Here is a 12179-nt window from a genome sequence, read left to right on the forward strand (position 1 = left end):
TCTCGCACACAGGGTCGATTACTCCGGATGGGGCACCCGGCCGACGGCCACTCCGACGGCGTACGAGGCGAACTCCTGAACACACGGAACGGCTCGGTCCGTCCGGCGGTACCGGACGGACCGAGCCGTCTTCCTTCGCACTTCCGGGGCCGCGCTCCCCTGTTTCCGCTCCCCCGTCCGGAATACCCGGAGCGGGCGGGGTTCACCCGAAACGGGCAGGCGGGGTGCGGGGAGAGGGAAAGGGTTCCCCCGTGCGGGTGAGGCCGACGCGGGGCCGTGACCCCGTCATGGCGTCGGGGCCGCCGCCTCGGCGTGCTCGTCCCCGGCCGTCACACCCGCCGGGGAGGTGTCCGGCGCCGCACCGGCGGTGAGATCCGTGATCCGCGCGGCGCCCGCGGGCCGGCGCTCCACCGGCTGCGGGGCCACCGCACGCCACCACGGATCGGTGGGAAGGCTCGGCGCCGTGGGTTCGAAGGGCTCGCCGGGCCGTGGCAGGGCGACGGCGGCGCCCGCGTCCTCGGCGGCGGCGACGGTGCCCTCGCCCGGCTCGGCCCAGGGGTGCGGGGCGAGATTGAAGGTGGCCCAGTGGATCGGGAGCATCGTGCCCAGCGGCACTCCGCCCTGGAGGTCGAGATGGGCCCGCATGCCCTCGGCCGGCGTCATGTGTATGTCGGGCCAGTACTCGGAGTAGGCGCCGATCTGGATCATGGTCGCGTCGAACGGGCCGTGCTCGGCGCCGATGTCCCGGAAACCGGGGAAGTAACCGGTGTCGCCACTGTGGTAGATCCGGTGCTCCGCCCCGGCGACCACCCAGGACGCCCAGAGCGTGTGCTGCTGGTTGCGCAGTCCGCGCCCGCAGAAATGCCGGGCCGGAGTGGCGGTGAGGGCCGTCCCGGCGACCTTCGCGGTCTCGTTCCAGTCCAGCTCGCGCACCCGGTCGTCGGGCACGCCCCATCGTTCCAGGTGGGCGCCGACGCCGAGCGGGACCACGAAGACCGTGCCCGTGCTCGCGAGGGCCTTGACCGTCGGCAGGTCGAGGTGGTCGTAGTGGTCGTGCGAGATCACCACCGCGTCCACCGGGCCGAGCGCGGCGAGCGGAAGCGGCACCGGGTGCAGCCGCCGCGGGCCGGCGAAGGCGAACGGCGAGCAGCGCTCGCCCCATACCGGGTCGAAGAGCACTCGCCCGCCGTCGATCTCGGCGAGCACGCTGGAATGACCCATCCAGGTGAGCCGCAGCCCGGTGGGCGGCGGCTCCGCCAGGTCCGCGTACGTGGTGGCGTGGACGGGGACGGTGCCGGCCGGCGCCCTGTGCAGCCGCCCCTCCTTGCGGAAGTAGACCTTCGCGAACTCCAGCGCCGAGCCCGACGGTCTGGTCCGCGCGCCCACCGGGTTCTGGAAGGTTCCGTCGGCGAAGTTGGGCGAGCGGCGGATCCGCGCCATGCGGGCGCCCTCCGGATCCGCGCCGAACGCGGCGGGGCGCAAGGAGAGCAGCCGGGTGCGGAGCGAGGACAGAGGGTCGGCGCCGGTCACATCATCTCCTGGGGGAGTCGGTGTCGTCATCAATTATGAGCGGGGGGCACGACCGCGCGAGAGCGGAGCACCCGACGGGCTGACCGGCGGGCCCGGTGCCGTCAGTCACGCGACTGGCCGTAGACGTGCTCGACGCGCAGGCGCAGCACGACGCGCCGGTCCCGGACCATCGCGTCGCGGAACTCGTCCCAGTCGGGGTGCTCGCCCCGGACGTCGCGGTAGAGCGCGACCAGTTCCTCCACCGTCGCGTCGTGCGGATCGGCGGCCGGCGGGGGCAGCTCGGCCGTCCCGTCCACGACCGTCCAGGCCCAGCGGTCCGGGCTGGTGACGTGGTAGCTCGCCCGCGGGTCGCGGCGGAGGTTCCTCGTCTTCACCCGGTCCTCGGTGACCGAGACGCGGACGACGCCCTCGTCCGGGTAGTAGTGGTGGTTCACGTTGGACAGCTGTGGTCTGCCGTCCCGCCCCAGGGTGACGAGCACCCCGCCGTCCTGGTCGCCGAGCAGGCCGAGCAGCGCTTCGCGTCGCGCGTCCGGTGTCCCTGGTGTGTCCGGTGTGTCGATACGCGTCATGCCGGGTCCAACGCACGTGGACACGGCAGGATTCCGCGCTCCCCGTCCCCGTCCGGACCGGCCGTCCCGCGCCTGCCCTTCCCCCTCTCTCCGGGACTCGCTTCCGGACCGGCTGTCCTGGCCGCCTTCCCCCGGGGTCAGGGAATCGGCCGGCCCGGGCATTGGTTAGGCTGACGGAGTGGCAAGAGTGCGGCTGAGCGTGGCGGAACGACGCGAAGAACTCCTGCGCGCCACCGTCGAGCAGATCGAGGTGAGGGGCGTCTCGGCGGTACGGATCGCGGATGTCGCCTCCGTGCTCGGGGTGAGCAACGCGCTTGTGCTCTACCACTTCTCGACCAAGGAGAAGCTGGTCGCGGCCGCCTTCGCGCACGCCGCCGAGGCCGATCTCGCCCATCTGCGCAAGGTGCTGAGCCGCCGCACCACCGCCGTACGCCGGCTGCGCGCCGCGGTCCGCTGGTACGCGCCGATGGGCCGCGCCGCCGGCTGGCGGCTGCGGATCGAGGGCTGGGCCGCCTCCCCGCGCGACCCGGCCCTGCGCACCGTGGCCGGCGATCTCGACCAGCAGTGGAAGGCGGAGCTGGCCGAGGTCATCGAAGAGGGCGCCGCCGCCGGTGAGTTCCGCTGCGACGACCCGATGTCCGTGGCCTGGCGGCTCATCGCGCTGCTGGACGGCCTGGCGGTGCAGATGACCTCGTACGCGGCACCGCTCTCCCGCGCCACGATGCTGGCCTGGACCGACGAGATACTGGCCCGCGAACTCGGCCTCGACCGCGCGGCGTTGACGCCCTGACACCGTGATCGCCCTCCCCGTTCCCTCCCCTTCCCCTCCTCCCCGGCGGTCGTGATCGCCCACGGTCGGCCCGTGCAGCGCCCTCGCCGAAGCGTCGCCCCCTTCCCCGTCAGCCTCCTCCTCATCGGCCCGCCCCGTCGGTCCCGTCCCCCATCGGTCCCATCCCCGTCGGTCCGTCGCGCGTCCCCCTCGGCCCATGCGCGTACGCGGTCGGTCCGGCCCCGCGGCGGTCAGGTCTGGAGCATGGGCTCGTACACGTCCGCGGAGAGCCCGAAGGTCCAGGCGACCCCGTCCTTCGCCGTCCTGGTGCCCGGCGGCACCCGGAGCCAGTACGTGCGGTGGGTCCCGTCCGGCTCCGGGGTGGAGTTGACCACCTCGACCATCACCACGTCCTCGTCGCCCTCCAGCGCGATCCGCCAGAGGATCCCCGTCTCGTCCCGGTGGACGGGCTCGGCGCCCGACTCGGAGAGGTATCGGTCGTAGCCGTAGAACTCCAGCATCACGCGGCGGAGTTCCGCGTTCTCCTCCTCACGTATGCGTTGCGGGGTCAGGGAGTTCAGCTCCGCGAGGAACTCCGCTGGGACGGGCATGCCCCGCCAGGCGTAGAGCGAGAAGCCGTCCCGGTAGGCGAGCGCGGGACCGTCCCCGCGGTCCAGCCTGCCCGCCTCGTCCCGGTGCAGCGCCTCCGGGCGCTCGCTGATGACCACCGCACGCTCGTAGGGCCACCACCAGCCCGCGTTCCTGGCCACCTCGGCCAGGCCGTTCAGCCGGTCGCCCCGGCCGTCGAACGCGGCGAGCCAGGCCGCGTCGTGCTGGCCCAGGACCGCGTCGAGCAGCACCAGCCGGACGGCCGACTCCTCCTCGGGATGCCGGGCGAGGTCCGCGACGACGCCGGCCTTGATCCGCTCGGCGAGGGCCGCCGTGGTCTCCCAGAGCTGCGCCCCCGTGGCCGACCACAGGGCGGACCAGCCCGCCGGACCCAGTTCGTCGTGCATCCGGCGCCGCTCCTGGGCCCAGGGCCGGGTACGCACCTCGTCGCGCACCGAGTGGCCGGAGTCGACGAGCTTCCCGACGGCCTCCACGGCGGCTCTGGGCGAGTCGACCCAGACGATCCTCTCCGGTTCCGCGAGCCCGGCGCCGCGATAGGCCAGCCGCAGCCCGTCCTCGGCCGCGGCCCGGTCCGCCGCTCCGGTCGCCGCCGCCACGCCCCGCCATGAGTCCACGTACTGCATCGGTTCTTCCCCGTCCCCTGATTCGGTGTTCGGTGTGTCGTCGACCGGGTGTGTCGTCGGCCCGGTCTCGTGTGTCCGGTGTCATGTGTCCGGTGTCGTATGCCCGGTGTCGCGGCACGTCGCGCGCGCCGGCCGTGCCCCGCCGGCCGGTCGGCCGCCGTGCCGGCCAATCGGTCAGTCGGTCAGTCGGTCAGTCGGTCAGTCGGTCAGTCGGTCAGTCGGTCAGTCGGCGACGATGCGGACCGCGCCCGGCGCGTACTCCCGCTGACGCACCACCCGGTACCAGCCCTTCGGCAGCGGTATCACCGCGTGCTCCTCGTGCACCACCCGGCCGCCCTCGGGAAGGTGCAGCAGCATCGGCCCGAAGACTCCCGCCTCGCGCATCAGCCGGCCCGGGCCCTGGACCGCGTGGGCGTGGCCGGTGACCTCGCCCAGCGCGAGGACCATCCGCCCCCGGCCGTCCCTCGGCTCGCCCGGCGCCTCCACGAGGTGCGCGGGCACCGCCGACTCCTCCAACGGCACGATCAGTACATCGCCCTGACGGTACACAGACCTCTCCCCTCGACGGGCCGCACCCGCTGTGCCGACCACGGGGAAGACGCTACGGGGAGGGTCTGACAACCGGCCCCCGGCCGGCTCCGCGGCGACGCCGGACACGTGCCGGACGGTCCCCGGTCACGGCGTTGTCAGTGCGGCTTGATAGACCTTGCGGACATCAGCCGTTCCCCAGTACCAGGAGCTCAGGGCCATGTCCGGTGTGGACCATCTGCACGAGTTGCTCGGCCTGCCCGCCGTCGACTTCCAGCACGCGACGGGCGAAGCACCCGCGCAGGCCGCCGACGCGGCGGCCTGGCGCATCTCGGTCGATCCGTACGACGACGATTGCGAGAAGACCTGGGAGGAGGCGTTCCGGACGTTCCTCGACACCGTCGATCCGGCCGGGGTCCGCGCGCTGATCGTCGGTCAGTGGGGGGAGTCCTACGAGGAGCCCTCCTCCTACCCGATCGGCCTGGTGACCGCGGCCGCCGACCGGCTGACCTCGCTCCAGGCCGTCTTCGTCGGAGACATGACGATGGAGGAGAGCGAGATCTCCTGGATCGAGCAATCCGACGTCACGTCGCTGCTCGACGCCTTCCCCGGCCTGCTGGAGCTGGGCGTGCGCGGCGGTACGGATCTGGTCTTCTCCCCCTGCCGGCACGAGCGGCTGCGGGCGCTGACCGTCGAGACCGGAGGCATGCCGGTCGGCGCGCTGCGCGGGATCCTGGAGAGCGACCTGCCCGCGCTGGAGCGGCTGGACCTCTGGCTCGGCGTCTCCGCGTACGGGGGCGACGCCGAGGTGGCGGACCTGGCTCCGCTGCTGTCCGGGGCCCGCTTCCCGAACCTCACCCACCTCGGGCTGCGCAACAGCGAGGTGCAGAACGAGATCGCGACGGCCGTCGCGGCTGCCCCGGTCGTCGCCCGGCTCCGGGTCCTCGACCTGTCGAACGGCACCCTGGGCGACGAGGGCGCGGCGGCGCTGCTGGAGGGCCAGCCGCTCACCCACCTCGAGCGGCTCGATCTGCACCACCACTTCATGACCGAGCCGATGGAGCGCCGGGTCGTCCAGGCCCTGGAGCCGCACGGCGTGCGGGTCGACGTGTCGGAGCGCGAGAAGCCCTGGGGCGATCGCGGCGTCGAAGGCCGCTACACCGCGGTATCGGAGTGATCGGCCATGACCGACATCGAACACCCCGAGACGTTCCACGGTCTGCCGGTCCTGACCCTGCCTCGCCCCGGAGCGGAGGAGACCGGCCCTCTCCCGGCGGCGGACTCCGTCGCGTGGCGGCTGGAGAGCGCCTGGCAGGGAGACCTGACGTTCGACGTGCTGTGGCGCCATTTCCTGGACACGGTCGACACGACGGAGGTCCGGGCCCTGCTGATCGGTCCGTGGTGGCAGGAGGACTACGGGTCCTTCGCCCCGGTGGTCGAGCTGCTGGCCGGTGACGCGGACCGTTTTCCCGCTCTGAAGGCGCTCTTCCTCGCCGATGTCGTCGGCGAGGAGTGCGAGCTGTCCTGGCTGGAGATGGCCGACGTCACCCCGGTCGTCGAGGCGTTCGGCGGGCTGGAGGAGCTGACGGTCCGCGGGTGCGGCAGCACGTACGGCGACGGGACGAAGCTGTCGCTGCGCCCGGTGCGGCACACCTCGCTGCGGAGGCTGCGGTTCGAATCGGGCGGGCTGCCGTCCGAGGTCGTGCGGGCGGTCGGCGCGTCCGAGCTGCCCGCGCTGGAGCACCTGGAGCTCTGGCTCGGCGTCTCCGAGTACGGCGGGGACGCGGGCGTCGCGGACCTGGCGCCCGTGCTCTCCGGCGGCTCCTTTCCCGCCCTGCGCCACCTCGGCCTGCAGAACAGCGAGATCCAGGACGAGATCGCGGCCGCGGTCGCCTCCGCCCCGGTCGTCGCCCGGCTGGAGTCGCTCTCCCTCGCGATGGGGACCCTGGGCGACGAGGGGGTCGAGGCGCTGCTGGCGGGCCAGCCGCTCACCCATCTGACCTCGCTGGACCTGCACCACCACTACGCCACCGAGGCCCTGATGGACCGGCTCGGGGACCTGCTCGGTTCCGACCGGGTGAACCGGGACATCGACGAGGTCGAGGACTGGGATCCGGAAGAGGACGAGTTCCGCTATGTCGCCGTCAGCGAATAGCCCGGATCCGGCGGCTCCGGCGCCGCGTCTCGCCGTCGTGGGAGTGCCCGGCAACCGCCGGGTGACGTTCTTCCAGGACGCCGTGCGCGCCGCCGGGCTGCCGCCCGCGCGGGTCGTCCCCTGGCTGGACGTCCTGCGCGGCGAGGCCGCCTTCCGGCCGGGCGAGACCGTGCGGGTGGACTCGCCCGGCGAGGACGCGGAGGTGGAGCGGCGTCTCAGGTCGGTCGACGATCCGACCAGGGTCGAGGGAACGGCCCTGTGGTACGCCCGGTTCACCGCCGCCGTGCGGTCGGTGGCGCGGGCGGCCGCCGAGGCCGGCGCCGTGCCGCTCGACGCCCCCGGTGACATCGCGGTCCTCTTCGACAAGCGGCTCTGCCACGCGGTGCTGGACGGCGCGGGTGTCCCGGTGCCCGCGTCCCCGACCTCGGGGGCCGAGGTCCCCGGGGTGCGCGACTGGGCGGATGTGCGCGAGCGGATGGCCGCCCATGGCATGGCCAGGGCCTTCGTGAAGCTCGCGCACGGTTCGTCGGCCTCGGGGGTCCTGGCCGTGGAGACGGCGGGGCCCGGCCGCGTGCGGGCCACCACCTCGGTGGAACGGGACGCGGCCGGCCGGCTCTTCAACTCGCTGCGGGTGCGCCGCTGCACCACGGAGCGGGAGGTCGCCGCGATCGTCGACGCGCTCGCGCCGGACGGGCTGCACATCGAGCGCTGGCTGCCCAAGGCGACCCGGCGCGGCCGGGCGGCGGATCTGCGGGTCGTGGTGGTGGCGGGCCGGGCCACCCATGCCGTCGTGCGGACCAGCCGCTCCCCCATGACCAACCTCCACCTCGGCGGCGCGCGCGGGAGCCTCGACGACTTCCGTTCGGCCGTGGCCGCCGCGGGCGGCAGCTGGGCCGACGCCCTGGCCGTGTGCGAACGGGCCGCGGCGTGCTTCCCGGACACCCTGTGCGTCGGCGTCGATCTGCTGCCCTCGTCCGACCTGCGGCGCTTCGCCGTCTGCGAGGTCAACGCCTTCGGCGACCTGCTGCCGCGGCTGACCGGGCTCCCCGGCGGCGGAGCCGAGGGCCTGGACACCTATGCGGCGCAGGTCGCCGCCGTACTGAACCGAGCAAGGAACCACCATGCAGACGTCCCCCACTGACGCCGCGCGCCCCGCCGCGGTCTGCGAGAACCCGGACATGGGCGAGGTCGTGGGCAGTCACGATCTGCTGTTCGTGACCCTCGACACGCTGCGCCACGACGTGGCGCAGGAGCTGGCCGCCGCGGGACGCATCCCGCATCTGGCCCGCCACCTCCCGGGCGGCGCCTGGGAGACGCGGCACGCGCCGGGCAGCTTCACCTACGCCTCCCACCAGGCGATGTTCGCGGGGTTCCTGCCGACCCCGGCCGGCCCGGGGCCGCACCCGCGGCTGTTCGCCGCCCGGTTCGCGGGCAGCGAGTCCACCGCCTCGGGCACCTTCGTCTTCGACACCCCCGATCTGCCGTCGGGCCTCGCCGCGGCGGGGTACCGCACGGTGTGCATCGGCGGCGTCGGGTTCTTCAACAAGCAGGGGGCGCTGGGGTCCGTGCTGCCCGGGCTGTTCCAGGAGAGCCACTGGGAGCCCGGGTTCGGGGTGGCCTCGCCCACGTCCTTCGAGGCGCAGGTGGCCCGGGCCGAGGAGGTGGTGGCCGCGCTCCCGTCGGAGCAGCGGCTGTTCCTCTTCGTCAACGTGTCCGCGCTGCACCAGCCCAACTGGTTCCACACCCCGGGGGCCACGCGGGAGGCCGGCGATTCCCGCGCCACCCACGCCGCCGCGCTCGAATACGTCGACGCGCACATCGGCCGGCTCTTCGCCGCCGCGAGCAGCCGGCGACGCTGCTTCGCCGTCGTCTGCTCCGACCACGGCACGGCGTACGGGGACGACGGCTACACCGGGCACCGGATCGGCCACGAGTCGGTGTGGACGGTGCCGTACGCCCACTTCTTCCTGGAACCGGGAGCCTCCGCGTCATGAGCCGCACCACGACCGCCGCGCGGGCCGTCCGCCCGTATCAGAGCTATGTCTACGCCTACCCGCACAAGACGGCGTACCGGCCGCTGCCCGACCGGCCCGAGCTGCGCGAGCTGTGGGCGGGCGAGCGCAGGGACGCGCTCTCGCTCTATCTCCACATACCGTTCTGCGAGGTCCGCTGTGGCTTCTGCAATCTCTTCACCCGGATCGGCGCTCCGGACGAGCTGACGACCCGGTACCTCGACGCGTTGGACCGGCAGGCCGTCGCCGTCCGCGACGCGCTGGACGACGCGGAGCCGGTGCGGTTCGCCGCGGCGGCGTTCGGCGGGGGCACTCCCACGTTCCTGACCGCGGCGGAGCTGGAGCGGCTCTGCGACATCGCGGAGAAGCGGATGGGCGCCGATCTGCGGTCCGTTCCGCTGTCCGTCGAGACGTCTCCGTCGACCGCGACCGCCGACCGGCTGGCCGTTCTCGCCGACCGGGGCGCGACCAGGATCAGCATCGGGGTGCAGAGCTTCGTCGAGGCGGAGGCGCGGGCCGCCGTCCGGCCGCAGCGGCGCGCCGACGTGGAGGCGGCCCTGGACCGAATACGCGACGCCCGGGTCCCGGTCCTGAACATCGACCTGATCTACGGCATCGACGGGCAGACCGAGGAAAGCTGGCGGCTCTCGCTGGACGCCGCGCTGGGCTGGCGGCCGGAGGAGCTGTATCTGTACCCGCTGTACGTGCGCCCGCTGACCGGTCTGGGGCGGCTGGGCGCGGACGGCGAGGCCGCGGCCGACGCCGCCTGGGACCAGCAGCGGCTGCGGCTGTACCGCGCGGGCCGGGACCATCTCCTGGCGCACGGCTACGAGCAGGTGTCGATGCGGATGTTCCGCCGTGCCGACGCCGCGCGCGCGGACGGGCCCGACGACTACGCCTGCCAGACGGACGGCATGATCGGCCTGGGGTGCGGAGCCCGTTCGTACACCTCGCGGCTGCACTACTCCTTCGACTACGCGGTGGAGACGCGGGAGGTCCGGGCGATCATCGACGGCTACACCGCCGCCGAGGACTTCTCGCGCGCCGAGGTCGGGCGGTACGTCGATGGCGACGAGGCGCGTCGGCGCCATCTGCTGCAGTCGGTGCTCCAGGCGGCGGGGATGCCGCTGGACGGGTACCGGGAGCGGTTCGGCAGCCTCCCCGCCGAGGACTTCCCCGCCGAGCTGGCCCGTTTCGAGGAGCGTGGCTGGCTGGACGCGGCGGCCGGGGCGGCCGGTCTGCTGCGGCTCTCCCCCGAGGGCCTGGCGCACTCGGACGCGCTGGGCCCCGAGCTGTTCTCCCCGGCCGTGCGGTCAGCGATGGCCGCGTACGAACTGAAGTGAGCGCCTCCATGGACCTGACCATCCTCTACCGCGGTCCGCTCGCGTCCTGCGACTACGACTGCCCGTACTGTCCGTTCGCCAAGCGGCGGGACAGCCGGGAGCAGCTGCGTGCCGACCGGGCCGCGCTGGAGCGGTTCACCGCGTGGGTCGCGGCGCGGTCCGGCGACGACCGGATCTCGGTGCTGTTCACGCCGTGGGGCGAGGGGCTGGTCCGGTCCTGGTACCGGCGGGCCCTGGTGGAGCTGGCGGGGATGCCGCACGTCGGCCGGGTCGCGATCCAGACCAATCTCAGCGGCCGTACCGGCTGGCTGGCCGGGGCCGGGGACGCCGGGCGGGAGAAGATCGCGCTCTGGTGCACCTACCACCCGGGGCAGACGCCGTACGAGCGGTTCCTGGCGAAGTGCCGGGAGCTGTCCGCGCTCGGCGTCCGCCACAGCGTCGGCGTGGTCGGGCTCGACGAGCATCTCGGCGAGGCGCGGCGGCTGCGCGCCGCGCTGCCCGACGAGGTCTATCTGTGGGTGAACGCCGCGGAGGGGCACACCTACACGGACGAGGAGGCGGACCGCTGGACGGAGCTGGACCCGCTCTTCCCGTACAGCCGCCATCCGCACCGGTCGGCCGGGCTGCCCTGCCGGACCGGCGAGTCGGTGATCTCGGTCGACGGCGACGGCACGGTGCGGCGCTGCCACTTCGTCAGGTCCGAGCTCGGCAACCTCTACGACGGGAGCTACCGGGACGCGCTGCGCCCGCGTGCCTGCCCGCTGGCGGTGTGCGACTGCCATATCGGCTATGTGCATCTGGAGACGCTGCCGCTGTACGACGTGTTCGCGGGCGGGGTGCTGGAACGGATACCGGCGGCCCCGCCGTCGTCGTCCGCCGGGCCGGTCGGAGCGACGGTCCTGCCCCTGGCCGGCCGGCGGACGGGGCCGGGGCCGTCGTGACGCCGGACGCCCGGGGCCGGGCTCGGGCACGGGTGGCGCCGTCCGCCGGGGCTCGGCTCAGAGGGGCAGGAGGTCGGGCCGCTTCGCCTCGACGTGGTCGCCCGAGGACTCGCCGCGCAGTCGCCGTCCGATCCACGGCACCAGGTGTTCGCGCGCCCAGTGGATGTCGTCGCGGCGGACCTCGAACGTGCCGCGCGGGGCCTGCGGGGGCCACGGCTGGTCGGGGTCGACGGGCACCTCGATCCCGAGGACCTGGGCGGCCCGCAGCGCGACCCTGGTGTGCCCCTCGGGCGACAGGTGGAGCCGGTCGTCGTCCCAGGCGCGCCGGTCCTGGACGGACCGCAGCGACCACAGGTCGAGGACGGGGCAGCCGTAGCGGTCGGCGATGGCGCGCACATGGGCGGTGTAGGTGGCGATCTTGCCGCGCAGATGACGCAGCACGGGAATGCCCCGGGTGTCGAAACCGGTGGTGACCATGACCACGCCGACCGACTCGGTCAGTTCGGCGACCGCGCGCTCGAAGCGCTCGGCCACGTCGTCCGGGTCGGTGCCGGGCCGGATGATGTCGTTGCCGCCCGCGCAGAAGGTCACCAGGTCGGGGGCCAGGTCCTTGGCGCGCGGCACCTGCTCCGCGACGATCTGGTCGAGGAGGCGGCCGCGTACGGCGAGGTTGGCGTACCGGAAGTCCGCGTGCGTGGGGCCCTGGGCGCCCGTCGCCTCGTCGGGGTCCGGAAGCTGGTCCGCGAGAAGTACCGCGAATCGGTCCGCCCAGCCGACGTAGGTCCCGTCCGGGCCGGGGTCTCCGACTCCTTCGGTGAAGCTGTCGCCGATCGCCGCGTACGACCCGATGGCGCCTTGTCGGTCGATGACGCCACGTTGTGTTTTTCTCGAATCGTCTGCCACAACCGCTTATCCTGCACCGACGAATGTGACCTACGCGACCGTAATAAGGGGTTGACGGGTGGTGAGATAGACCACCCGACGAGGGCCGCGACGCCGGGAATAACGGAGAGGGGCGGTGCGCCGCAGCGCACCGCCCCTTCGCATGGCCCGGGTCGTGCCCGGGCCCGCCCGCCGTC

At 73.5% G+C, this 12179-nt stretch carries 12 protein-coding genes; 7 read left to right on the forward strand and 5 right to left on the reverse strand.

Features of this window, described 5'->3' with window-relative positions; all coding sequences use genetic code 11:
* Window positions 1–285: 285 nt before the first annotated feature.
* Together WA762_RS03765 and WA762_RS03770 are read right to left on the reverse strand one after the other, a co-directional pair.
* A complete protein-coding gene (locus WA762_RS03765) occupies window positions 286–1530 on the reverse strand; it encodes an MBL fold metallo-hydrolase (protein WP_335932847.1) in 1245 nt (414 codons plus the stop codon).
* 101 nt (window positions 1531–1631) lie between these two features.
* Window positions 1632–2099 carry a PPOX class F420-dependent oxidoreductase gene (locus WA762_RS03770; protein ID WP_335932849.1) on the reverse strand — a complete coding sequence of 156 codons (468 nt, stop codon included), beginning with the start codon at window positions 2097–2099 and terminating at the stop codon, window positions 1632–1634.
* Between the two features lie 178 nt (window positions 2100–2277).
* On the opposite strand from WA762_RS03770, the gene WA762_RS03775 reads away from it, so the two are divergent.
* A complete protein-coding gene (locus WA762_RS03775) occupies window positions 2278–2889 on the forward strand; it encodes a TetR/AcrR family transcriptional regulator (RefSeq protein WP_335932851.1) in 612 nt (203 codons plus the stop codon).
* A gap of 230 nt (window positions 2890–3119) precedes the next feature.
* Here WA762_RS03775 and WA762_RS03780 read toward each other — a convergent pair whose 3' ends face one another.
* Window positions 3120–4121, reverse strand: a complete 1002-nt coding sequence (locus WA762_RS03780; RefSeq protein ID WP_335932854.1) for a DUF6745 domain-containing protein — start codon at window positions 4119–4121, stop codon at window positions 3120–3122.
* A 222-nt stretch (window positions 4122–4343) separates the two neighbouring features.
* Window positions 4344–4670 (reverse strand): hypothetical protein, encoded by a 327-nt coding sequence (locus tag WA762_RS03785; RefSeq protein ID WP_335932856.1) that lies wholly within the window; start codon window positions 4668–4670, stop codon window positions 4344–4346.
* A 199-nt stretch (window positions 4671–4869) separates the two neighbouring features.
* Here WA762_RS03785 and WA762_RS03790 point away from each other — a divergent pair, with 199 nt between their 5' ends.
* Genes WA762_RS03790 through WA762_RS03815 form a run of 6 tightly spaced genes read left to right on the forward strand, consistent with a single transcriptional unit; the run spans window position 4870 to window position 11100 of the window.
* Entirely contained in the window at window positions 4870–5826 is a 957-nt protein-coding gene (locus WA762_RS03790; protein WP_335932858.1) for an STM4015 family protein, read from the forward strand.
* Window positions 5827–5832: 6 nt separating this feature from the next.
* Window positions 5833–6804 carry an STM4015 family protein gene (locus WA762_RS03795; RefSeq protein WP_335932860.1) on the forward strand — a complete coding sequence of 324 codons (972 nt, stop codon included), beginning with the start codon at window positions 5833–5835 and terminating at the stop codon, window positions 6802–6804.
* Complete coding sequence (locus tag WA762_RS03800; RefSeq protein WP_335932862.1) at window positions 6785–7945, forward strand: STM4014 family protein; 1161 nt, start codon at window positions 6785–6787, stop codon at window positions 7943–7945. Before WA762_RS03795 ends, WA762_RS03800 begins: the two co-directional genes overlap by 20 nt.
* Window positions 7946–7982: 37 nt before the next feature.
* Window positions 7983–8798: an STM4013/SEN3800 family hydrolase gene (locus WA762_RS03805; protein ID WP_335933023.1), complete on the forward strand. Its 816-nt coding sequence runs from the start codon at window positions 7983–7985 to the stop codon at window positions 8796–8798.
* Window positions 8795–10159, forward strand: coding sequence for an STM4012 family radical SAM protein (locus WA762_RS03810; RefSeq protein WP_335932864.1), 1365 nt, complete (start codon window positions 8795–8797; stop codon window positions 10157–10159). The genes WA762_RS03805 and WA762_RS03810 overlap by 4 nt, the downstream gene beginning before the upstream one ends.
* Window positions 10160–10167: 8 nt before the next feature.
* On the forward strand, window positions 10168–11100 hold the full coding sequence (locus WA762_RS03815) for an STM4011 family radical SAM protein (protein ID WP_335932866.1): 933 nt from the start codon (window positions 10168–10170) through the stop codon (window positions 11098–11100).
* A 57-nt stretch (window positions 11101–11157) separates the two neighbouring features.
* On the opposite strand, the gene WA762_RS03820 is transcribed toward WA762_RS03815, so the two are convergent.
* Window positions 11158–12003, reverse strand: coding sequence for an SGNH/GDSL hydrolase family protein (locus tag WA762_RS03820; protein WP_335932867.1), 846 nt, complete (start codon window positions 12001–12003; stop codon window positions 11158–11160).
* Between the last annotated feature and the right edge of the window lie 176 nt (window positions 12004–12179).

This window comes from Streptomyces tyrfis, assembly GCF_037034285.1.
Classification (GTDB): Bacteria; Actinomycetota; Actinomycetes; order Streptomycetales; family Streptomycetaceae; genus Streptomyces.

What these genes read in the sequence shown, in the direction of transcription:
- WA762_RS03770 (WP_335932849.1), bottom strand. Translation starts at nt 2,099, where the DNA reads ATGACGCGTATCGACACACCGGACACACCAGGGACACCGGACGCGCGA.
- WA762_RS03780 (WP_335932854.1), bottom strand. Translation starts at nt 4,121, where the DNA reads ATGCAGTACGTGGACTCATGGCGGGGCGTGGCGGCGGCGACCGGAGCG.
- WA762_RS03790 (WP_335932858.1), top strand. Translation starts at nt 4,870, where the DNA reads ATGTCCGGTGTGGACCATCTGCACGAGTTGCTCGGCCTGCCCGCCGTC.
- WA762_RS03795 (WP_335932860.1), top strand. Translation starts at nt 5,833, where the DNA reads ATGACCGACATCGAACACCCCGAGACGTTCCACGGTCTGCCGGTCCTG.
- WA762_RS03800 (WP_335932862.1), top strand. Translation starts at nt 6,785, where the DNA reads ATGTCGCCGTCAGCGAATAGCCCGGATCCGGCGGCTCCGGCGCCGCGT.
- WA762_RS03805 (WP_335933023.1), top strand. Translation starts at nt 7,983, where the DNA reads ATGGGCGAGGTCGTGGGCAGTCACGATCTGCTGTTCGTGACCCTCGAC.
- WA762_RS03810 (WP_335932864.1), top strand. Translation starts at nt 8,795, where the DNA reads ATGAGCCGCACCACGACCGCCGCGCGGGCCGTCCGCCCGTATCAGAGC.
- WA762_RS03815 (WP_335932866.1), top strand. Translation starts at nt 10,168, where the DNA reads ATGGACCTGACCATCCTCTACCGCGGTCCGCTCGCGTCCTGCGACTAC.